Raw genomic sequence first — 22,595 nt, forward strand, 5'->3', positions numbered from 1 at the left:
AGGCCGAATCGAAGAAAGGAGGCGAGTATGTCCACGAAGCATTTTCTTGCTCTCCTTAATTCGCACATCGACGGGGATGAGGACCAGTTCCTCTCTATAGCTCTTCAGGTCGCCGCTCAGGAAGCTCGTCAGGGGCGCACCGACGAGGCCGACAAATTGAAGCGTCTTGTTCAGAAAGCCCGCGATCAGCACCGGGTCGGGAAGCCGGCCGGCGGGCAAACGCCGATCCCGTTGGCGCGGCCGCGTGGCGAACTACAGGGACTGGTCGAGAGCGCCTATCCGAAGGTCACGCTGTCGAGCATGGTGCTGTCGGATGACATCGACAAACGCCTCGCGCGCATCCTGCGGCAGCAGCAGGAGCGCGTGACTCTGCGCGAACATGGTCAGACGCCGGCGACTCACATGCTACTCGTCGGCCCGCCTGGAACCGGCAAGACCATGACGGCCTCGGCATTGGCCGGTGAACTGCACCTTCCGCTCTTCACTGTCCGCCTGGAGGCCTTGTTCAGCCGATTCTTCGGTGAGACGGCCGGCAAGATGCGCCTGCTGTTCGACCAGATCGCCCAGACACGCGGCGTCTATCTGCTCGATGAGTTCGACGCGATTGGTGCTCGCAGGGGCGATCCCAACGATGTGGGCGAGATTCGCCGTGTCCTGAACTCCGTTCTAGCGTTCATGGAGGAACCGAACTCCACCGACAGTCTCGTACTGGCGGCGACAAATCATGTCGAGATTCTGGACGAGGCTCTGGCCCGACGATTCGACGAAGTGATCGAGTACACATTGCCCGATGCGGCCTCTGCTCGGGCCATCGTCGAGCGCCGCCTTGGTAAGTTCAAGTTCGCCGCTAAATCGTGGGCGGCGCTTGAAACGGTGCTGGAAGGTCTCAGTCAGGGTGAACTGGTGCGGGCGGCGGATGCCGTCGTCAAGGATGCCATCCTTGAAGGTGCACCCAAGGCTTCGCCCGATGCACTTCGCGGCGCCTTGGAGAACCGCCAGACGCTGAAAGGAAAGTTCCGTCGTCAGTCCGGCCGATAGGCAGGCTCCACCGATCGGATCGAACGGAACGCGCATGAATAAGTAGGGACATATGGCGGAGCCTGATAATTACGACACGAGAAACCGTCCGCATATCCCGATCGATCTCTTCCGTGAGACAGCGGCCTACACCTATCCGGCGCGCAATCAGGATCGTAAGCCGCTTCGCGGTAACTATGCTGCGCACGCCGCCCGGCTTCTCGACCAACTTGGAGCTGCTCTAGGCGAAACGCCACAGGCCGGGGCTGATCTCCGTCTGTCTGTCCAGGGTCTGAAGCAAGGAACGATCGTCGAGATTACGACGGTTCCGCCTGCCGAGGATTCCCGAACCAAGGCCGTCAAAATTCCAACGGCGCTGGAGTTTCCTACGCAAGACGTGGTCGTGCTTCGTTCCGAACGGAACGCTGATCGCTCGGAAAGCGCCTTGCTCTTCGTGCCCGACGATGCGCGGAACTTTCTGCAAGGCCGGATCGCCGACTACGGTCGCGATCCAGGCAATCAGCGTCGCCCCGATGTCGAACGCTTCGAGGTGATTGAGGAAGTCCGCGCGATAGACACCGGCTCGCTGTTCACCGGCGAGGTGGACCTGACGGCACCGGACATCATGTGGTGGGAGCTATGGGTCCGCCAGCCGGTCGCGTTAGCGGATCGCATCGCCAATGCCGCACGCGCTGCGAACGTCGATGTCCATGGCGACCGCCTCCTTTTCCCTGACACTACGGTCCTCTTCCTTCATGCGTCCGCCGCGAACGTCTTGGCCTTCGCGACAAGGGTGCCAGGCGCAATCACGGAAATTCGCCGTGCAACGGGGACGATCGAACCGTTCCTTGATCGTGGCGCGACAGGCCTTGGCCAGCACGAATGGGCCGACGAACTGGCGCAACGGGTCGAGGAACCGGCAGCAGGTACGCCCGTCGTCTGCACGCTCGACACCGGCATTGCCGCCGCCCATCCCCTGATCGCCCCCGGCCTTCGCGGCGCGTGGGCTTACGATGCGGCCTGGGGGGCCGACGATGATCAGCCGAATGGCGGCCACGGTACACCGTTTGCGGGCCTCATCCTCTATGGCGACCTCGAACCGCTCATGAATGACGCGCGCCCAGTGGTGCTGACGCACGGCGTAGAATCGATGAAATTGCTGCCGCCGCACGGCTTTCCACCCACCAAGCCGCCCAGCTATGGCGTCGTGACGCAAGGCGCGGTCAGTCTGGTCGAAGTCGAGCGTCCCGACGTGCTGCGTAGTTTCTGTATCGCGACCTCCGCGACGGATTTTCCTCCGAGCCGGCCGTCGACCTGGAGCGGCGCGATCGACCAGATCGCCGCCGGGGCCATGCCTGGCGACACGGACGATAAGGTGCCCGCAGCCGGGCGGCCCAAACGCTTGCTCGTCGTAGCAACCGGAAACGTGTCGGGTGGAATGGCAATAGATGTTCTGCCGTCCCAGCCGCTGGAAGACCCTTCGCAGAGCTGGAACGCCCTGACCATCGGCGGTTTCACCCGAAAGGAACAATCACCAGCGCCGCCGCCCGTGCTGAATGCGGCCGTCCCGGCCAATCATCGCAGCCCATTCAGCCGCGGATCGCAATCCCTTCCCGACGACCTGACACCCATCAAGCCCGAAGTTCTGTTCGAGGCCGGCAACATGATGTCCGACGCCACAGGATTTTGTGGTTGGGACCCGTCGGTATCACTCCTCTCGGTGGGGTCGGATGTGGCGACGGAGCCGCTGGTGCCGTTCTGGGCAACCAGTGCGGCGGCAGGCATGGCGGGTAACTTCGTCGGCCGGTTGCAGGCGGCACGGTCCGATCTCTGGCCCGAAACGCATCGTGCGCTCACGGTGGATTCCGCGCGCTGGCCGGAACCAATCCGCAAGAAGTTCATCGGACGCGGCGCGCATTGGAAAACCGGCTCCAAAGCTCAGAAGCAGCAGCATCTTCGCGAGTTCGGGTATGGCGTGCCCGATATCGAGCGCGCGATCATGTCAGCACAGAACGATGCCACTTTGGTTGCACAGGCCGAGATCCAGCCATTTGCCATCGGCGCGGACGGCAGGACCGGCGTGTTCAACGAGATGCACTTCTATGATCTGCCTTGGCCAAGGGCCGCGCTGGAGGAACTCGAAAACGAAATCGTCACGATGAAGGTCACGCTATCCTACTTCATCGAGCCGAACCTGACCGGTAAGGCCGCGACAAGGCCCGATACCTATCGCTCCTTCGGTCTCCGCTTCGATATGAAGAAGCGCACCGAGACAGACGCCCGCTTCCGCAGCCGCATTTCCGCCAGCCAAGCGAAGGACGGCACAGAGGCCGACGGCGAGACGAGTTGCTGGCTGCTGGGGCCGAAGGCCGTGCAAGCCGGTTCCTTGCATTGCGATCTCTGGCGCGGGCGAGCTATCGACTTGGCTGGACATGATGCCGTTGCCGTCTATCCCGTCGGCGGTTGGTGGAAGTCGCACATCGGGCAGAAGCGCATTGCCGACAAGGCACGCTATGCGATGGTGATCTCGATTTCCGCACCGGGACATAGCGTCGATCTCTATTCGGAAATCACCACGCTCGTCGAAGCGAGGGAAATCGAAGTGCTGCTCGGCTGAAGCTGTTGACCTAAAACATGCACAGTCCGGACGATTAACCCTCTAATACCGCCTGCGGGAGCACACACGACGAACTCAAACGGGGGCTTAAATGGGTTGAAGGCGGTTGGGATGAAGGAAGCGGGTTCCGCCGGCGTCTACTGTCGGCAGCTCAAGCTGGTGGCGTGAATTTCTTTTGCGGCGCAAGGATCATCAACGTGTGCGTGGCGCGCGTGAGCGCAACGTACCAATCCTTCCTGTTCATATTTGGCGAATGCACGACGACAGCATTTGCGAACTCCAGCCCTTTTACCAGCAACGTGCTCCCAACGCTGCGATAAGCAATATGACGTCCCGCGTGGCGGATACGGTTCTGAACCTGCCAAATGGCATCGAGAAGATCCGGGCTTTCACCTGCAATCTTCATTCTAAACGCCGACTGCATTGCAGAGAGCATTTCCCGCCTAAACACATAGCTGGTCGAGCGTACGCTGAAGCCTTGGATCAGCGCCAAGCAAATGTCGTCCCCGGCGCCCTCTTGTAGGGCAAGCCCGATGTCGATCAGAGGCCCGAACTTCGCCGTTCCCAGGGTTCCGCCCCCCTTTCGCGATGCCACGGCCTTGACAAAGTCCGAGCGACCAACCCCTGACATACATTGTTCAAGCATGTCGAGCGTACCGTCGAACCGCTTCGAGCCGGAGTTAGCTTTGAGCTTTTTCGCTGCTGCGTACAGGCTCTTGCATTCGACCGGTTCGATATTCGAGAAGCCCTGCTTGGCCAACCGTTTCGCAATCAACGCTCGGCCGGCGAGATTAATCGGGTCGCCAATGACAACAAGATTGCCGTCACGCGCCATGGCCGACAGACATGTTCCAACGATCTTGCCTTGGCGCGGGCCGTCCTGATCGGGAAGCCATTCCCACGTGACACATGCTGGTGTTTGGCGGAAGTCAAGCGGCTGGCCAGCTTCAAGAGCGGACCGGGCCCTTTCGAGCCAGTCCGCCATCTCTACGTTGCCGTGCTTGTGCCAGCGATGCGGCTTGCTCAACGTCCGCACTAGCGGAAATCGTTGAAAAACCTCTGTTTGCCAATCAACAGGCGTCTGCCCGTTGAAGTCGAAGATCGCCTGTAGCGGATCACCAAATACACATACTGGCAGCACCGACGACAGCGCAGCGACCACGTTGTGCTGGAGGGCGCCGCAATCTTGGTATTCATCGACGAATAGACCACAATAGGATGCGCGTAGAACCCGGCTCACTGCACCGCTCGCAATCAGTTTGATTGCCGAGCCATACACGGAGGCCCAGTCCTGTTCGCCCTTCGGCTCGGTAATCGTCAATCCCGATCGGGCAGGATATGACGACCCGTAACGAAGACACCAGCCGGCGATCGTGTCGATGGCGAACAGTGTCGTAGATACACCGTTGTCCTTGAGCCGCTTGCGCAATGCATCAACGCCGGCATGTGTATGCGTCAGAATCAGGCGGCGACCGCCGCCCCGCGCCGCCGCTTTGACGATCTGTTCAGTTTTTCCGCATCCCGCCGCCGCGACCACGCTGGCGGCCTGCAATGAGCAGATGACTTCCGCCAAATCATCATCAGCCTCGTCATGCATCAACCCACCCACGAATGATCGCGAGGTGCTGTGCCAGCGGCGTGGCGGAAATCTTATCGAGGCACGGATAAATCAGCGTTGCGACATGCTCGCCATAGGTGATGCCTTTGAACCAAGCCTTTTTCTTCGCCGTCGCTCCGAGAACGATGCGTAAACCATCGGATTCGAGAGACGCGGGCAGCGTGAGGTCAGCTAACGAGGGGATCTGAGCCGTTTTGCACGCAGCATTCGTCGTGGCGATGATGCTATCGGCGCTGTGGCATTCAGCGGCATAGGCGACCAATGCCCGCAGCGTGTCCCATGGCACATCCAGAAAGATGCGTTCGTCGGTCGAGCAATCGCCAGGCCACAGGAGAACTGTCCCGCCAGCCGCCTCAGCCTTGGATACCGATGCGGCCGAGGGCGGCTCATCAGTGTCCAGCAAAGCAAGGCACTCGTATCCGAGATCTAGCAAATGTTGAGCGAGGGTCACGGCCCTCGGCACGCCCCCACCGTCGATCGCCACCACACCACGCAAGGCGAAGGAATCCTTGCCGCTGCTAGCCCAGCAAACGTCCAGTCCTCGTAACAAACCGCACTCGGTTCGGCCTTCACCCACTAAGATGCGGCGCGCGAGGAAAGACTCAGGCGATCCGCGCAAATGTCCTTGGGCGACATCTGTGGTCTCGGCAGTTAGTGCAACCGATCGTACCTTCGTTTCACCGTTATGGGATCTCACGGCGTGGATGTCCTGAGCACGAAGTTCGCGGATCACGACCTCCGAATGCGTCGTCAGAAAGATTTGCGGCGTGATGACGGTGCCGGCAGCCTTTGCCGACTGATGGTCGTCATCGTTGACGGGTGGCGCTAAGAGGTATTTGAGCAGCCTCGCGATACGATGCGGTTCAAGGCCGTGTTCGATCTCATCGACCATCGCGATATGGGAGCCGCTCGCGTTGTGCTGAAGCGCCGATACGATCAGGCGCGACGAGCCTGTCCCGAGCGTTCGGAGCGGCAGATCTCCATCATGGAGCGCAACGCCGCCGGATGTGATCGCCGAACCTTGTATGTCTAGTTCGGCAGTGAACGCCTCGCGAACTCTCACAGCGAAATGCTTGCCCAGCATCTCCGCACGCGCGGTTGGCACCGCGAAAACATCCTTGTTACTTGTACGAAAGGCAGCTCGGGCAGCGCGGCTCGCGGCCGCGAGTTGCTCACTCATCCGCCCCCCTTCGCCGATGCGGTTGAGGATGGACTGTCGGCCCCAGCCTAGATGGCGTTCCGCATAGGGGCCAAGCCTGGTAGTCGCTAGTTCCCTCGCATCCTTGAACCTCAAGGACGGAGGATCGGCGTCTTTGCTCAGGCGCTCGTTAAAGATCGACCATCGACCTTCAAGCGACTTTGCGTCAATCTCAACACGAATGGACAGGGCTTCGGAGAGGCCATCGGCTGGCTCGTCAAAAAGCGTCCGCGTGCTTTCGTCCCAGCCGCGAAGTTGAAGACCATAGCGATTGTCCGTGCAAAATTCGTCGGGAATGCCGACGAGCGTGACGGTCACCGTAATAGAATTCGTAAAATCCAGATTGTAAAAATCAGCATCGTCACCGAGGTAGTTCGTCCGCGGATTCAATGTCAGCTCAATGGCATCGAGCACAGTGGTTTTCGTGGAATCGCCTGGGCCGATCAAGCAATTCATCCCTGGCGACGGACTCCAGTCGAGGGTCTTTATCCCTCGGAAATTTCGTATTTCGACATGAACGATCCGCACGACAACCTTTCCGACGCTATGCGTCTTCTTCGCCTGAGCGAGAGGTGTCGCCCAGCGCCAACGGCCTTGGCGCTGTGATCTCGAAAAGAGGGGTCTTGCCGGCCGACGCTTAGTTTCCTCACTGCACGGGTGGCAATCGCCCACCGAAGCATTTCAGTGGATTCTGTACCTGCGGCCTGCGTTTCCTATCCCTTCGCTGAACAACCGACGGCTACAGCATTTTCCCGCAACGCTAGAGTCAGAAGTGATTCTCTGCAAGCACACCTCAACCGGCATGAGCACCACGAGCGTTAATGATCGCGAGTCTTGGTTGGCGACGTAGCGTCGGGGTCTCAATAGCTGCGGAGACCAGCGGTGATCGGGATGCACGGTTCTCCGGTTTATCGGCTTTGCACATCCTGATCTGTTCCTTGTGCCCGGCTCCCGCTGACGCTCACGCCGGGCGGGTTGCTTGGGGGCGCTGCCCCCTGGCGCGGGCAAGGGTGAAGCGCGGCAAGCCGCGCCGGCCGGGGTGGTCTCCCCGACCTTCCGCGCGGATACGATTTTCAGCACATCCGTAACTCTGGAAATCCGCTTGTGCAGGCCGGGTGATCCCCCTCCACCCCGGCCGCCCTGGCCCTTGCACCCCCCGGTCTCGCCGACGGGCAGGGTTGCAGCGCAGCGCTGCGCTTCAACCCAAGCCCATTAGGAGCAAAGACCATGACGACCATTGCAATCGAAACCACCGCCACGCCCGCCGCGGAGGTTTTCATCCCGCTCAACAAGCTCAAGAAGCATCCGAACAACGCCCGCAAGACGCCGCACAGCGAGGCGTCCATCGAAGCGAAGGCGGCGAGCATCCACGCCAAGGGCATCCTGCAGAACCTCGTGGTGGAGCCGGAGCTTGACGCCGAGGGAGCCGCGACCGGCTTCTATCTCGTCAGCATCGGTGAAGGCCGTAGGCTGGCGCAGTTGCTGCGCGTGAAGCGCAAGCAGATCAAGAAGACCGAGCCGATCCGCTGCGTCATCGACACCGTGAACGACGCCAGCGAAATCAGTCTGGACGAGAACGTCACCCGCGAAGACCTTTCGCCCGCTGATCAGTTCGAGCGCTTTCGCGAGCTTTCCGAAACACGCGGTTGGGGCGCAGAGGAAATCGCGGCCCGGTTCGGCGTGACGGCCCATGTCGTGCGCCAGCGGATGCGTCTGGGCGCTGTCAGCCCCAAGCTGATGCAGGTCTATCGCGACGGGGATTTGACCCTGGAGCAGTTGATGGCCTTCGCCATCGTGGACGATCCGGCCCGGCAGGAGCAGGTCTATGAGAACCTGTCATGGAACAAGGAGCCCTCGACCATTCGCCGCGACCTGACCCGGATGCACATCGCGGCGACGGATCGCCGTGCCATCTTCGTCGGCGCGGAGGCCTATACAGAAGCGGGTGGCGTGATCCTGCGCGACCTGTTCACCGAGGATCGCGGCGGCTTCTATGAAGATGCCGCGTTGCTGGACCGGCTTGTCATCGAGAAGCTGGACGGGATCGCGGAGAGCGTGAAGGCCGAGGAAGGCTGGAAGTGGGCGGTTGTCCATATCGACTATCCGCACGGCAACGGCCTGCGCCGCACCTATCCGCATCCGATAGAGTTGTCGGAGGAAGACGAGGCAGCCCATGCCACCGCGCAGGCGGAATATGATGCGCTGACTGAGCAATATGACAGCGCCGAGGAACTGCCCGACGATGTGGATCAGCGGTTCGGGGAGCTTGAAGCCGAGATCGAGCGCATCGACGCTCTGCGCCATGCCTATGATGGCGACGAGATCACGCGCGGAGGCGTGTTCGTCATCCTCTCTCATGACGGAGAAGCCCGCATCGAGCGCGGCTTCATCCGGGCCGAGGACGAAAAGCCTGAAACCGAGGATGGTGCGGACGGTGAAGGCGGCGGCGTGATCGACGGCGTTCGCGTCAACGGCGATGGCGAGATCATCGAGGATGGCGACCGTGACGAGGATGGCAACCCCGGTTCCGCCCTGGAAACGGAGGACGAGGATGCCGGGGATGCGGGCAAGCCACTGTCGGACCTTCTCATCCGTGATCTGACCTCGCACCGGACGCTGGGCCTTCGCCTTGCGCTGGGCGAGCACCCGGACATGGCGCTGATCGCCGTCACCCATGCGCTGGCGGCGCAGACCTTCTATCGCGGGGTGGATGCTGCTTGCCTCGAAATCCGCCCGACCAGCAGCACTCTCGCCAGTCACGCGGACGGCATCGAGGATACGGCGGCGGGCAAGGCGCTGGCGGATCGTCATGCCGGATGGGCGGCGGACATGCCGCGTGACGTGGCGGACCTGTGGGGCTTCATCGCCGATCTGGACCATGCCAGCGTCATGGCGCTGTTCGCCCATTGCGCCTCGCTTACTGTCAACGCGGTGAAGCAGCCTTGGGAGCGCAAGCCCCACGCCCATGCGACGGCGGACAGACTGGCGACGGCGGTGGCGCTCGACATGACGGCGCACTGGACGCCGACCGTGCGGGCCTATCTCGGCCGCATCACCAAGGCGCATATCCTCGCCGCCGTGCGGGAAGCCGTCAGCGACGCGGCGGCGGAGCGGATCGCGGGCTTGAAGAAGACGGACATGGCGGAGGCCGCCGAGCAGCTTCTGGCCGGAACCGGCTGGCTCCCTGCCGTGATGAGGACGGCGCGACCCGCGTGGCTGGACGAGCCGCAGGTGGGTGACGCATTCCAGATCGCCGCCGAGTGAGGACCGGGCCGGGAGCGCATCAGCGGTCCCGGCCATCTTGCTGTCCGGCACCCGCAAAATTCTGTTCGCGCGGTGTCCACCGCGCGAACGGCTGATCTCGACTGTCCGATGACGGCGACTGTCATCGGCGCTATGGAGAACCGTCATGATAGCCGTGATGTTGATGAGCGTGGCCCTGATCGCGGGACTGTGCGTCCTGGCCTATACGCTCGCCGTCTACGCGCTGCCCTTCATGCTTGCCGTCGAAGCCGCGCGTTTCGCCTTCGCCACCGGCTCCGGACTGGTCGGCGCGGGCCTCGTCGGCCTTGTCGCCGGGGCCGCAGCCTATGGCCTGCTGGTGTTCGTCCTCGCCTCGCTGCGCTCGCCGGCCCTGCGCCTGATCGTGGCGCTGGTTTTCGCCGCGCCTGCGGCTGTGGCAGGCTACGCCCTTGTCCTCGGCGTCACAGGCGAGGCCGTACCGTCAGAGGTCTGGCGGCAGATATTCTGCTTCATCGGCGGCGGTTTCGTCGGCGTGTCGGCGTTGTTGCGGTTGGTTGCAACGGCATCGCCGATTCATAGCGGAGACTGAAACGTCCATTGATTGATGCTACGATTGCTTGAGTCGAGCATCCCATGAAAGATGTATTCCGTGTTGAAGAGATTATCAGACCTTCACCTGCCTGATCTATATTTTTCAGGGGGTGCCGGATTTATCGGCTGCACACTGCAAGACTTGTACGCGGATATGTGCGCATTCGAGCTTCCTGTCGCGCTTCCAGAGTCGGTCCGGCGATCTCACGATGCCATTCGGCACACTTATATCTATGCCTATTTCTCGTATGATCTTCTGACCATGGCGGCGAGCCAGACATTCCCCTGCCTTGAACTCGCTCTGCGCGAGCGGATCGGCCACCAGTTCGCTGGCCGCGTGGACAAAAAGGGAAGGCCACGCCCTGCCATGCTCGACGAGTTGCTGAAATCCGCCAAGGAACAGAATCTGATTTCTTCGGAAATCGAATATCTGAGCAAGATGCGCAATATGTTCGCTCACGGAAGCGATGCCGTACTGAACCCTCCCATGTTCCTGACCACCTTTGAAATGGTCACCGACATCATCCGGGAACTCTACCCCAGCCAAAAGGTGTAACTGCCGTTCCTCTGATATGTTCGGTTTGGCGTTGCCCTCCGGGCCGCGCTTTCGGCTGCGCCGGAACCTCGCCAAGGGCGCGTTTCCGCCATTCGGCTTCAATCGCTAACGCGAAGAGCGGCGGTGATGCCCTTCCGCTGATGAAGCCCCGCTCGGGTGAGCGCGGCTTCTGGAGATATCCGTTCACAGTGACAGCGGCAGGACCATGAGCCCGCTATCTCCGTTTTCGAAACCGACATTTTCGGCCGGGTAGTGCGCGCGCAAGTTTGGATCGCCGGTTGGTGAGAACGGTCACGCTGCTCCAGCGGGTGATCGTCTCCGGCCTGCCAAAGTCGACGCTGAGAAGAAGGTGAAAATCGGGAAACCCGTGTCCTCCTATCGAGGATGCACGGGCCTTGCCGTTGAAGGTCAGGCGTGAGGTTGACGCGACCCGAGGTTTGCCACCGTTCTCATGTCCGGCGCGGAGGCCGACCGCCACCAGCGTCGTGTTCATCTGTTTCCCTGACAGCGACGCCACGGCGCCCTCGAATGGATTGGGTCTGACCGAAGACCGGCTGCGCCTCGCTCGTCTTCCCGCAACGTCCGTCGCCTGCTTTTTTCCGCCGCCTTGACCACCCCGCGCGACAAGTCGCGCGGGGGCCCCGATCCGGCTTTACATCGCGAGACAAAAAAGCTGCCGCCGTCCGCCTTCCATTGCATTCCCGCCCTCCGGGTGCGGGGCCAAGCGTCCCCGGTCGCACGACCACCATCGAGGCCGCGATAGGCGCGGCCGGATGCGAAAAGGAACACGACAATGGCGACCATCGGCACCTTCACCAAGAACGAAAACGGCGCGGGCTTCACCGGCGCGGTCAAGACCCTGACCCTCAACGTCAAGGCCGTGAAATTCGTCCCGACCGAGGGCGACAGCGAGCGCGGCCCCGACTTCCGTATCTTCGCAGGGGCCACGGAATTCGGAGCGGCCTGGAAGAAGACCGCCCGCGAGACGCAGCGCGAATATCTCTCCGTCAAGCTGGACGATCCGAGCTTCCCCGCCCCGATCTACGCCAGCCTGGTCGAAGGTGAGGACGGCGAAGGCCACAATCTCATCTGGTCGCGCCGCAACGGCGACTGAGACCGGGCATCTCCAGAAGCCCCGCTCACCCGAGCGGGGCTTCGTCATGGTCATGGCCCGTCACCGCCTGTCAGGAAATACGGCAATCAGGATATGCGGATTTCAGTGTTTGCGGCTTTGCACATCCCGATCAGATCCTGATGCCCGGCGCCCGCTGGCGCTCATGCCGGGCGGGTTTGGCTAGGGGTTCCACCCCCGCGCGGCGCAAGGGATCGCTGGCGCTCTTCCGGGCCGGTGTCCCCGGCCTTCCTCCACGTCGTTCCTCCGTTCCGTGCAGGCCGGGTGATCCCCCTCCGGCCCGGCCGCCCTTGCACCTTGCTACCCCGGTCTCGGCGACGGCCAGGGTTGCAGCGCAGCGCTGCGCTCCAACCCAAGCCCACGGAGACAGAAAATGTATCATCAACTCGCCACCCGGTTCGGCCGGAATTCTCACCAGATCAGCGGGCGCGAAGCCCTCGACAACGAAGCCCTCTATCGCCGAGTACCGTCCGTCTTCGCCCGTGAGGCGCATGACAGCCGGTCGGAACGGTATGTTTACGTCCCTACCATCGAGATCGTGGAGGGGCTGCGAAAGGAAGGATGGTTTCCGTTCTTCGCCGTGCAGTCGGTGCCGCGCGACGGCAGCCGCCACGGCCACGCCAAGCATATGCTGCGCCTGCGCCGGGATGACGGCATCGGCAAGCCCGAGGCGGCGGAAGTCATCATCGTCAACAGCCATGACGGAACGTCGGCCTATCAGATGTTCGCAGGGATGCTGCGCTTCGTCTGCACCAACAGCATGATTGCGGGCGAGCGGTTCGAGGAAGTCCGCGTCCCCCACAAGGGCGGTATACAGGATCAGATCATCGAGGGCGTATATACCGTCGCCGAGGACTTCCCGCGCCTGATCGACGCGACGGAAACGATGAAGGACACCCGGTTGTCGCAAGACGAACAGCGCGTGCTGGCCGAGGCCAGCCTTGTTGCGCGCTATGGCGAGGACGAAAGCCCCGTCCGCCCCGATCAGATCATCGCGCCGCGCCGCCGCGAGGATGTCGGGCAAAGCTTGTGGAGCACGTTCAACGTCATTCAGGAGAACATGATACGCGGCGGGCTGGACGGGCGCCGCACCAATGCCGATGGCCGCATTCGTCGCAGCCGGACCCGTGCGATCAACGGCATCGACCAGAATGTCGGATTGAACCGCGCGCTGTGGACGCTGGCGGAAGGGATGCAGCGCCTGAAGCGCGGATGATCGTGGAGCCGTGCAGCCGGATTTCCGGTTGCACGGCTTTGCGTCTTTCCGGTTCCGCATATCCTCAGATTTTCCGCCGATCCGTGGAGCCGGATCGGCGGATGCGGCCATGTCGTTGACACGACCGCCGCTCGCCGGGCTGCGCCCGGCTCGCTAAATCACATTTGCGATGTTAAGTAATGATTCACCATTATTGATCGGATTGTGCGATCTACATATCCGATAACAGCAAGTTCAAAATACACCTCAAGTTGTGAACATTTCATCTTTCCGGCGCTGACGCCGCCTGGAAAGAAAGAGGTGACGCCATGCCGAGTTCTGATTGGCGCGCGCCGGCTGCCTATGGACATGCTCAGAGCATTCCTGCCGCCGGCTTCGCTTGGGAATATCTCCGCCGCGACGACGAGTATCGTCGCGACTTTCATCGCATGAAACGGAAATCCGGTCACGACATCGAGGCGCAGACCGCGTTCTCCAACCGCTGGGGGTTACGATTTCGCTGCGGACCCGGACCAGTCCGCCGATCATGCCGCGCTCTTCTGGACACCCGCACTCCAGCCTGACGCCTTCGAGCTTCGTCCATCAGGCGATCCCCCCGGCGACTTTGCCATACCCATCGTGCTGCCGGGGCTTCCCGGTCTCGCGGTACGATCGGCGATCGAAAGCGCCTGGCACGGTCTTTGGCGCGGATCGGGCGGGGAGCATTGTTTCTGGCTCGCGGACGCACCGCCAGACGGCCCGACGGGGTTCGTCGTCGTCCTGCCGCTCGACGCCCTGTTCGAACTGCGCGCCGAGGCGGCGCTGCGGTTCTGGCTGGCGCTGGCCGGACGACCGCCTGGCGACCGGCGGCACGACCTTCCGGCCCAGACCCGCGAGCGTCATATCCTGATCCTGCGCGCCCTCGACGCGAAGCTGGCCGGGGCCAGCTATCGCGTCATCGCCGAAGCGCTACTCGGTTTTCGCGGCCAATCGAAGAACGATTGGGAAGTCAGCCCCTTGAAGAACAAGGTGCGCCGCCTCGTAGCCGATGGCCTGTTCTACATGCGCGGCGGCTATCGCGAGTTGCTCCACTATCCCGTCCGTCTGCCACGCCGCCGCTAAACGGCGGCGTGGCCTCGGCTTGAGCCGACACCGCCGGGCTGCCGAATCCTGCCCTTCTAATTCCGGCATCGGGTGCCGGATTCATACCCCCATGATTCCGGCACGCTGCAAGCCGCCGATCCTCCGCCACGGTTCGCCATAGCCCGCTGTCGCCGCCGACAGCCGCCGAACCTGACCCGGAGACCCGATCATGATCGACCCGAAGACGGGGCTGCCGCCCCGATTCCTGCGCACGCCCGATGCGGCGCGCTTTCTCGGCATCTCGCTGCGGACGCTGGAGAAGCACCGCACGTATGGCACCGGCCCGACCTATCGCAAGATCGGCGGGCGCGTCGTCTATGCACTGGACGATCTACAAGCCTGGACGGCGGTCGCCGCCCGCAAATCCACTACCGACAAGGACGCAACCCGTGTTTTCCCGGCGCGTCCCCTGACGCCCGCCGAGCGGGGCGCACGCTGAATGCGCGCCGGTTCATCCCCCGATGCCGGACGGCGCTCGCAACGCCTTGTCGGCAGCGAACGGGCGCGGCTCGATCCTTTCGTCGTCGCGACGGGCGATGCGTCGCCCCGCGACCAGCGCGACCTCATGGAGCGGCCGTTCTTCTCGCTCGCCAAGGCCAAGCGGGTGACGCCGATCCTCTATGAATCCGGCGGCGTCCGCGTCGAGGTCTTCGCAATGCCTGAACATGGCATGGCGACGATCTGGGACGCCGACGTGCTGATCTGGGCGGCTAGCCAAATCGTCGAGGCCGAGAACCATGGCCTCAAGACATCGCGCTTCCTGCGCTTCACGCCGTACCAACTCCTGATGGCGATCGGCCGGGGCACCGGCGCGCGGGAATACCGGCTGCTCAAGGGCGCGTTCGCCCGCCTGCAATCGACCGTCATCGCCACGACCATCCGCCACGGCGAGCATTGGCGGCGGCATCAGTTCTCCTGGATCAACGAATGGGAAGAGCTGACCACCCATGACGGCCGCGTCGAGGGCATGGAGTTCGTGCTGCCCGACTGGTTCTATCGCGGCGTCATCGACCGCTCGCTGGTCTTGACCATCGACCCGGACTATTTCCGGCTGACCGGCGGGATCGAACGCTGGCTTTACCGCGTCGCCCGCAAGCACGCCGGTCGCCAGCCCCATGGCTGGTTGTTCGAGATCGCCCATCTCCACGAAAAATCCGGCAGCCTGGCGCGGCCGTCCGACTTCGCGCTCGACTTGCGCCGCATCGCGGTCCGCCAACCGCTGCCCGGCTATCAGCTCAAGATCTCACGCCAAGGAAGGCGGGAACTGCTGCATATCCGGCCGACCATGTTGTCCACAGTGCCTGTGGACGAGGCTGTGGAAACGCTCGTGACTTCGGGCGCAAACGGTATCGGGACTTCGGGCGCAGGACTATCGGGATTTCGGGCGCACGGACCGCAGTTAAACCTTTGGCCCGAAACACGGAATCCGGCTGCTAACTTAGAGTCTAACCAAGAATCTAACTCTTTTTCTTTGACGCGCGCGGACGCGACCCATGGTGCCGGTGTCGTCAGACGATCGAGGCGGGTGCCATGATCGTCGCCCTGCTCAATCAAAAAGGCGGCGTCGGCAAGACGACGCTCGCCCTGCATCTCGCCGGTGAATGGGCCAGGATCGGCAAGCGCGTGACGCTGATCGACGCGGACCCGCAAGGCTCGGCGCTGGACTGGTCGCAGCAGCGGGCACGGGAGGGCCGCCCGCTGCTCTTCGGCGTCGTCGGCCTGGCGCGCGATACCTTGCACCGGGAAGCTCCCGAGCTGGCGCGCGATGTCGATCATATCGTCATCGACGGGCCGCCGCGTGTCGCCGGTCTTATGCGCTCGGCCTTGCTCGCCGCCGACCTGGTGCTGATCCCGGTGCAGCCGTCGCCCTTCGACGGCTGGGCCTCGGCCGAGATGCTGGCGCTCCTCAGGGAGGCGCGCATCTACCGGCCGGAGCTTGCCGCACGCTTCGTGCTAAACCGTTGCGGCGCGCGCACCGTCATCGCCCGTGAGACGGCCGAAACGCTGGCCGACCACGATCCGTCCTTGCTCGCCACCACCATCGGCCAGCGCGTCGTCTTCGCCGATGCCGCGCAGTCCGGGCGGCTCGCATCGGAGATCGACGCGGACAGTCCGGCCGCGCGCGAAATCGCGGCGCTCGCCACCGAGATCGGGAGGTTGGCGCCATGAGCGAGCGATCCCCGAAACGCGGTTTCGCGGCGCGTCCCGCCGATCCCGAAAGCTGGGTCAAAGCCACTGAGCCGCCATCGGCCCGCAGGGGCGATAGCGCTGAGTTCACCGCCCGATTGACGATCGACATCACGCTGGAGCTGCGCGGCCGTATCAAGATCGCGGCGTTCCAGCGCGGCGTCACCGTCGCCGACATGCTGCGCGAACTTCTCGCGCGCGAATTTCCCATCACCGCAGGAGACACACAATGACCGGCAACGCGGCTCCCCGCGTGCGCGGCGGCCCCGTGCCGTCAGCACTTCCCTCCGACAGCCTGACGCATGTCGAACTGACCTTTGTCGAGAAGAAGATCGAGCACTGGATCAGGTTCGGCCGCGAGGCTCACGAACAGATCCTCGACCGCCGTCGCCGCATCTTCTCGTTTCGGCCGGGCGCCGTCTTTGCCTTCGTGCGCTGGGCCTCGAACGACTTCGGCACGATCATCTCGCGCATCGACATCGTGCGCGCGGTTGCGCCGGGCGAGCCCTATCAGACGCTGCCCTTCGTGCGTCCCGGCGGCGACATTCTGCTCAAGATCGACGGCTGGCCGAAGGTCGAACAGGTGCTCCGCCATATCGACGCGATCCAGGCGATCGGCATCGATTCGGAGGATGTCTCGCCCCATCACTGGCGGCACGTCCACAACCGACTGACTGCCGGTCACGAGCCGCGCGCCTACACCGTCGACCAGCACCGAGCGTTCCTTCTGCGCCGGAGGGCCGAGCCATGACCCGCTTTGGCTATGTGATGGTCACGTATTTTTCGATCATGGGCGTCGCCATCGCGTCCTTCGTTCCGACGCCGCTGAAACTCGTCTGGAATGCCAGCGCCAGCGCACCGATCGGCCTCTATGACATCGATCCGCCTGGCGATCTCACTTTGACCGATCTGGTCGCGGTCAATCCGTCCAAACCGCTCGCCGACTTCATGGTGGAGCGCGGCTATATCGGCCGCGGCGTGCCGCTGCTGAAGCGCGTCATGGCGCTGCCGGGGCAAAAGGTTTGCCGGGTCCATCGCACCATTACGGTCGATGGCATCGAGCTTGGTACGGCGCTCGACCGTGACACCATAGGCCGCGAACTACCGGTCTGGCAGGGCTGCCGCCGCATCGCCGACGGCGAAATCTTCCTGATGAACCCGGCCGTTCGCGACAGCCTGGACGGCCGCTACTTCGGTCCGATCCCAGCCAAGTCCGTCATTGGCCGCGCCACACCGATCTACACCGACGAGGACGGCGATGGCCGCTTCGTCTGGCGCGCGGCGACGCGCTGACCGCCAAGACTCCGGCGGCCATGGCGCTCGCCGGCTTTCACCCAACCACCAGCATCGAGGAGCTACCCATGCCGCAGATCGGCCAGTTCACGCGCGAGACGACAGGGTTCGTCGGACGCATCCACACGCTCACGCTCTTCCGCGAACTCTCCATCGTTCCGGCCGAGCCGTCCGATGCCGAGAATGCGCCGGACTATCGTATCCACCACGGCGCCGACGACGGGCCGGAGATCGGTGCAGGCTGGAAGCGCACCGGCGAGCGCGCGGGCGAATACATCTCGCTGCTGATCGACGACCCCGCTTTGCCCCAGCCGATCCGCGCCAATCTGTTCCGCGACGATGACGGCGGGGCCGCCTGGTCGCTGCACTGGACGCGGCCGGTCAAGCGCGGCGAGCGGGACTGACGCCATGCGATCAATCATCGGGATCGTGTGCGGGATCGTGCGAACAAGCCGCATCCCTTTGTTCGCGAACAGGCCGTCTCATCCCTTCGTCCCGCTCGACGATCCGTCAGCCGGCGCGCGCAGCGAAGGTCCAGGGCGATCGAAGATCGGCGTTTCGCGCGCACCCTTGACCGCAGCGAACACGCTGGCAGGCTGGCGTCGATGCGGAAACAGAACGCCCGCCCGATCAGCGGTCCTACTGCTCTCCGCCGTGCTGGCCTTCGCGATGCCGCTCACCTGTCAGGCGCAGCCCGAGCCGGTGCAGCGTCCGGCGGCGGTCCATCCCTATGCCGCCCCCATCGCCGAAGCGGCGCAGCGGTTCGGCATTCCAGCGGCCTGGATCAGAGCCGTTATGCGCGTCGAAAGCGCGAACGACGTGCGGGCGATCTCACCCAAGGGCGCGATGGGCCTGATGCAGATCATGCCCGCGACCTGGGCCGATTTGCGCGCTCGTCATCACCTCGGCCGCGATCCTTACGATCCACGCGACAACATCCTGGCGGGCGCGGCGTATCTGCGCGAGCTGTATGATCGCTACGGATTGCCGGGATTTCTGGCCGCCTATAATGCCGGTCCCGGTCGCTACGAAGAGCATCTCGCGGGCCGGCCGTTGCCCGCAGAAACCCGCGCCTATGTTGCCATGCTCGCACCGCTGATCGGTGGTGGCGAGATTACCAGATCCGTCGTCGTCGCGGCGGCCGATCCGCAGTCATGGACCCGCGCGCCGCTGTTCGTCGCGCAAGGCGATCGCACGTCCTCTGCCAATCCAGTGCAGCCCGATGAGCGATCCGGTGACGCTCCGGCTGCAACGCCCGTGCGCGATGTCTCCGCGATCGTGCCGCAGTCGGGCGGCTTGTTCGTTGCGCGCGCAGGAACGGAAGGGCCGCGATGAGCATGGTGCACGGGTGGGGCTGGCGGTCCTTTCCAGTCTGCAGCGGAGAGGAGCAAGGTCAGACGGAATCCGGATCAGGACGGGCAGAAAGGGCAGAGAGGCGGGAGGGCAAGATTAAAGCGGACGGCACCCCATGGGTCCGATCCGGGGGCCAAGCCCTTGTCTGCACACTGTTGGGGACGGCACTGCCGTTAGGGCGGCATGGTGCCGCCGGTTGCCGCAAACCTAGCATCCGCCGCGTTCTTGGCGGCACTATCGCCCGAAACCGGCGCTTTCGGGCGGGTTGCCGTCGATGAGCGCCGACGACGATAACCGCTTTCGCCCGAAGCCCGGCCGCATCCGCTCCGATGCGCCGAAGGCGGGCCAGGCCAAGAGCTTCCTCACCAAGGTCAGAAAGATCGCCCGCCAGCATGGCGTGGCCTCCGGTCGAACCTCGCGAACCGGTAGCGTCGGAGCATCCAGCAAGCCGGGCCGTAATGGTGCGGTCGCATCCGGCCGGGGTGTGAAGCGCGGACGCGGTGCGGCCTTCGTCCGCTCACGCAACCTGTCGAACGGCTGGAGCCATCGCCAGCCTGGCAGCCGCCGCGTCATCGTCAAATCACGCTCGGTTCGTGCGGCAGGTAAGAGCGGTAAGGCCGCTGCGCATCTGCGCTACATCCAGCGCGACGGCACCTCGCGCGATGGCGAGCGCGGCCGGCTCTATTCGGCGACCGAGGACCGCGCCGATAGCGATGCCTTCCTCGATCGCGGCAAGGACGACCGTCACCAGTTCCGCTTCATCGTTTCACCGGAGGACGGCGCCGACATCGAAGACCTGACAGGCCACACCCGCGACCTGATGCGGCAGGTCGAAGCCGATCTCGGCACGAAGCTCGACTGGGTGGCGGTCAACCACTTCAACACCGGCCACCCCCATGTCCATGTCATCGTCAACGGCCGCGACGATCTCGGCGAGGATCTGGTCATCAACGGCGACTATCTCGCCAACGGCGTTCGCGAACGGGCGAGTGAGTTGGCGACGCTGGAACTCGGTCCCGTCACCGAGATCGAGCAGCGGCGCAAGCTGACGGCCGAGATCGACCAAGACCGTTTCACCCGAATCGACCGGGCAATGCTGAACGAGGCCTCCGAGGATGGACGGCTCGACCTGCGTCATGCGCCGGATGATATACGGGGCCAGGAGGACCGGACGCTTCGCCTTCGCCGTCTCGGCAAGCTGGAGAAGATGGGTCTCGCCGCCGAGCAGTCATCCGGCGTCTGGGAATTGAGCGACCGGCTGGAGCCGACGCTGCGCGAGATGGGCGATCGCGGTGACATCGTGCGCACCATGCAGAAGGCGATGCGCGCCGAGGGCCATGACCGCGATCCGATGAGCTTCCAGATTCACGACGCCGCGCCCGCGACGCCGATCGTCGGCCGCGTGGTGGACAAGTCTCTCTCCGACGAACTGGGCGAGAACCTGACGCTGGTGATCGACGGCATCGACGGCCGCACGCATCACATCTCCGGCGTCGATCAGGCGAAGGTCGCGGACGCCCGGATCGGCAGCGTCATCGAGATCGGCACGACTGACGCCGGACCGCGCCCGGCCGACCGTGCCATCGCCGGCATGGCAGAGGACGGTATCTACAGGCCGAGCCGTCATCTGGAGCAGGCCCGCTTCGACGGCCGCGTGCCCGGCGGCGACTATGACGGTTTCGTCGATGCCCATGTCCGCCGACTGGAGGCGCTACGCCGGGGCGGCGTCGTCGAGCGGATCGACGCCGATCAGTGGCGCATCCCGCAGGACTTCGAGGCGCGGGCCGCCGCTCATGATGCGGGCCATGGCGGCCAGCTCAATATTCGCGTCCTCTCAACCTTCGATCTGGAGAAGCAGATCACTGCTGACGGGGCGACTTGGCTGGACCGGCGGCTGGTCGGGCGCGGACCGTCAGACATCGCGCCGGCGGGGTTCGGACAGGAGGTCAGCCAGGCGATGGATCGCCGCCGCGAGCGGCTGATCGAACAGGGCGACGCCGCGCTCCAGCAGAACGGTCGCATCCTTTACCGCCGCGATCTTCTATCGACGCTGGAGGCGCGAGAGGTCGCCCGCGCCGGGGCGGAACTGGCGGCGACAAAGCCGATGCCGTTCCGCGCGGCTGGAGACGGCGAGACCGTCAGCGGCACCTTCACCGGGACGGTCCAGCTCACCAGCGGCAAGTTCGCCACCGTCGAGAAGAGCCACGAGTTCACGCTGGTCCCGTGGCGGCCGGTGATCGACCGCCAGCTCGGCAAAGAGGTGACGGGGATCGTGCAGGGCGGATCGGTTACATGGCAGCTCGGAAGAGCGCGGGGTTTGGGGATTTAACCTGAGCCAAGGTTCCGGGCTATCGACCTCCGGAGGCTGCGGGCTGGGTCAGGCTACGAGAGGGATTCCTGCAGCTTCGGCGGAGGGCCGCTTGAATCCGAAAGCCGCACGAACCGGAAGCTCTCGCGCTGGCTGTAGATTCTATGAAGGGGCCGCTTCATCTTCTTCAGCGACCTCTGTTTCTCCTCGGGCATTCCGACGCAGCGCCTGCGGCGGCTTTCCAAACGCTCGCAAAAAGGCGCGCCGCATCCTCTCGTCGTCACCGAAACCAGTCTGCCGGGCGATGACCTCGATCGGGTGCCTCCCGTCTTGGACAAGCAGGCGGGCCGCCTCGATCCTTAGTTTCTCGATTGCCTTTGAAGGGGGAATACCGATTTCCGCTCGAAAGGCTCGACTGAATTGCCGAGGGCTCAAGTGCACCGCCTCTGCTAGCTGCTCAACGGTCAGCGGTGTATGCAGATTTTTTCGTGCGTAGGTGAGTGCGGTCTGAATCCGGTCGGACTTTGGACCCATATCGAGTAACACCGACGATTGGGGTTGCCCACCCGTGCGTCGGTTGTGAAGAACGAAGCTCTTCGAAACTGCGCGAGCGATTTCAGGGCCGAGATCCTTTTCGACCATCGCTAGAGCTTGATCGATGCCCGCCGTCATCCCCGCCGACGTCCATATCGAACCATCAATAATGAACAGTCGTTCGTCTTCCAGCTTGACCTTCGGATATCGCTTGCGGAAGTCGTCCGCGTAAAACCAGTGCGTGGTGGCCCGGGAGCCGTCGAGCAGCCCCGCCTCCGCCAGAAAGAAGGCCCCTGTGCAGGTTGCGGCAAGGCGTCGTGACTCGCTAGCGGCTTGCCGCAGATAAACAAGAAGGCCGGGCGAGAACGGCATATTGCCGCCGCCGCCAATGATGACCGTGTCGAATTCGCTATCCCCAAAGGCTTCTGTCTCGACAACGACGCCAATCGAGCTGCGTACCGAGCCGCCGATCTCAGAAAGGAGACGAACATCATAGTATTGATCACCGAACTCAGTGTTCGCGGTTTCAAAGACCGACATCGCGGAAAAGCTCATAACACCGAAGCCAGGGAATATGACGAAGCCTATGCGTAGCATTTCAATTCCCATC

Annotated in this window: 21 protein-coding genes; 18 read left to right on the forward strand and 3 right to left on the reverse strand. The window is 63.4% G+C overall.

Translation table 11 applies throughout. From position 1 onward, the window contains the following. Positions 1–27: 27 nt before the first annotated feature. Both U1R88_RS12625 and U1R88_RS12630 read left to right on the forward strand, forming a co-directional pair. Positions 28–1,038: an AAA family ATPase gene (locus U1R88_RS12625; protein ID WP_322431530.1), complete on the forward strand. Its 1,011-nt coding sequence runs from the start codon at positions 28–30 to the stop codon at positions 1,036–1,038. A gap of 52 nt (positions 1,039–1,090) precedes the next feature. Further along, positions 1,091–3,634, forward strand: coding sequence for a S8 family peptidase (locus U1R88_RS12630; protein ID WP_322431531.1), 2,544 nt, complete (start codon positions 1,091–1,093; stop codon positions 3,632–3,634). 151 nt (positions 3,635–3,785) lie between these two features. Here the strand turns inward: U1R88_RS12630 and U1R88_RS12635 are convergent, their stop codons facing one another. Both U1R88_RS12635 and U1R88_RS12640 read right to left on the reverse strand, forming a co-directional pair. Beyond that, complete coding sequence (locus U1R88_RS12635; RefSeq protein WP_322431532.1) at positions 3,786–5,231, reverse strand: UvrD-helicase domain-containing protein; 1,446 nt, start codon at positions 5,229–5,231, stop codon at positions 3,786–3,788. Then, positions 5,224–6,978: an ATP-dependent nuclease gene (locus U1R88_RS12640; protein ID WP_322431533.1), complete on the reverse strand. Its 1,755-nt coding sequence runs from the start codon at positions 6,976–6,978 to the stop codon at positions 5,224–5,226. Before U1R88_RS12640 ends, U1R88_RS12635 begins: the two co-directional genes overlap by 8 nt. 699 nt (positions 6,979–7,677) lie before the next feature. Here U1R88_RS12640 and U1R88_RS12645 point away from each other — a divergent pair. The 16 genes from U1R88_RS12645 to U1R88_RS35660 all read left to right on the forward strand — a co-directional run bounded on the left by U1R88_RS12645 (position 7,678) and on the right by U1R88_RS35660 (position 21,472). Beyond that, complete coding sequence (locus U1R88_RS12645) at positions 7,678–9,714, forward strand: ParB/RepB/Spo0J family partition protein (protein ID WP_322431534.1); 2,037 nt, start codon at positions 7,678–7,680, stop codon at positions 9,712–9,714. Positions 9,715–9,859: 145 nt separating this feature from the next. Beyond that, complete coding sequence (locus tag U1R88_RS12650) at positions 9,860–10,282, forward strand: hypothetical protein (RefSeq protein ID WP_322431535.1); 423 nt, start codon at positions 9,860–9,862, stop codon at positions 10,280–10,282. 60 nt (positions 10,283–10,342) lie between these two features. Further along, the gene (locus U1R88_RS12655; protein WP_322431536.1) at positions 10,343–10,840 is read left to right on the forward strand and encodes a hypothetical protein; all 498 of its coding nucleotides are present in this window, start codon (positions 10,343–10,345) and stop codon (positions 10,838–10,840) included. Positions 10,841–11,633: 793 nt separating this feature from the next. After that, positions 11,634–11,954, forward strand: coding sequence for a DUF736 domain-containing protein (locus U1R88_RS12660; RefSeq protein WP_322431537.1), 321 nt, complete (start codon positions 11,634–11,636; stop codon positions 11,952–11,954). 391 nt (positions 11,955–12,345) lie between these two features. Beyond that, positions 12,346–13,188 (forward strand): DUF932 domain-containing protein, encoded by an 843-nt coding sequence (locus U1R88_RS12665; protein ID WP_322431538.1) that lies wholly within the window; start codon positions 12,346–12,348, stop codon positions 13,186–13,188. 308 nt (positions 13,189–13,496) lie between these two features. Further along, the gene (locus U1R88_RS12670; RefSeq protein ID WP_322431539.1) at positions 13,497–13,751 is read left to right on the forward strand and encodes a transcriptional regulator domain-containing protein; all 255 of its coding nucleotides are present in this window, start codon (positions 13,497–13,499) and stop codon (positions 13,749–13,751) included. A gap of 55 nt (positions 13,752–13,806) precedes the next feature. Next, entirely contained in the window at positions 13,807–14,289 is a 483-nt protein-coding gene (locus U1R88_RS12675; RefSeq protein WP_425545417.1) for a DUF2285 domain-containing protein, read from the forward strand. A 190-nt stretch (positions 14,290–14,479) separates the two neighbouring features. Beyond that, complete coding sequence (locus U1R88_RS12680) at positions 14,480–14,749, forward strand: helix-turn-helix transcriptional regulator (protein ID WP_018390177.1); 270 nt, start codon at positions 14,480–14,482, stop codon at positions 14,747–14,749. After that, positions 14,750–15,844: a replication initiator protein A gene (locus U1R88_RS12685; protein WP_322431540.1), complete on the forward strand. Its 1,095-nt coding sequence runs from the start codon at positions 14,750–14,752 to the stop codon at positions 15,842–15,844. It begins immediately after the preceding gene. Further along, on the forward strand, positions 15,841–16,479 hold the full coding sequence (gene parA, locus U1R88_RS12690) for a ParA family partition ATPase (protein WP_322431541.1): 639 nt from the start codon (positions 15,841–15,843) through the stop codon (positions 16,477–16,479). Before U1R88_RS12685 ends, parA begins: the two co-directional genes overlap by 4 nt. Continuing rightward, complete coding sequence (locus U1R88_RS12695; protein WP_322431542.1) at positions 16,476–16,730, forward strand: ribbon-helix-helix protein; 255 nt, start codon at positions 16,476–16,478, stop codon at positions 16,728–16,730. The genes parA and U1R88_RS12695 overlap by 4 nt, the downstream gene beginning before the upstream one ends. Continuing rightward, positions 16,727–17,248 carry a DUF2840 domain-containing protein gene (locus U1R88_RS12700; RefSeq protein WP_322431544.1) on the forward strand — a complete coding sequence of 174 codons (522 nt, stop codon included), beginning with the start codon at positions 16,727–16,729 and terminating at the stop codon, positions 17,246–17,248. The genes U1R88_RS12695 and U1R88_RS12700 overlap by 4 nt, the downstream gene beginning before the upstream one ends. Further along, positions 17,245–17,790, forward strand: a complete 546-nt coding sequence (locus tag U1R88_RS12705; RefSeq protein ID WP_322431545.1) for a S26 family signal peptidase — start codon at positions 17,245–17,247, stop codon at positions 17,788–17,790. Before U1R88_RS12700 ends, U1R88_RS12705 begins: the two co-directional genes overlap by 4 nt. 68 nt (positions 17,791–17,858) lie before the next feature. Further along, positions 17,859–18,194: a DUF736 domain-containing protein gene (locus U1R88_RS12710; protein ID WP_322431547.1), complete on the forward strand. Its 336-nt coding sequence runs from the start codon at positions 17,859–17,861 to the stop codon at positions 18,192–18,194. 4 nt (positions 18,195–18,198) lie between these two features. Next, positions 18,199–19,125, forward strand: coding sequence for a lytic transglycosylase domain-containing protein (locus U1R88_RS12715; protein WP_322431548.1), 927 nt, complete (start codon positions 18,199–18,201; stop codon positions 19,123–19,125). 1,111 nt (positions 19,126–20,236) lie between these two features. Next, positions 20,237–21,472: a DUF3363 domain-containing protein gene (locus U1R88_RS35660; RefSeq protein ID WP_425545431.1), complete on the forward strand. Its 1,236-nt coding sequence runs from the start codon at positions 20,237–20,239 to the stop codon at positions 21,470–21,472. Positions 21,473–21,613: 141 nt separating this feature from the next. Here the strand turns inward: U1R88_RS35660 and U1R88_RS12725 are convergent, their stop codons facing one another. Further along, a complete protein-coding gene (locus tag U1R88_RS12725) occupies positions 21,614–22,582 on the reverse strand; it encodes a GlxA family transcriptional regulator (protein WP_322431930.1) in 969 nt (322 codons plus the stop codon). Between the last annotated feature and the right edge of the window lie 13 nt (positions 22,583–22,595).

Source organism: Labrys sedimenti (genome assembly GCF_034424805.1).
Classification (GTDB): domain Bacteria; phylum Pseudomonadota; class Alphaproteobacteria; order Rhizobiales; family Labraceae; genus Labrys; species Labrys sedimenti.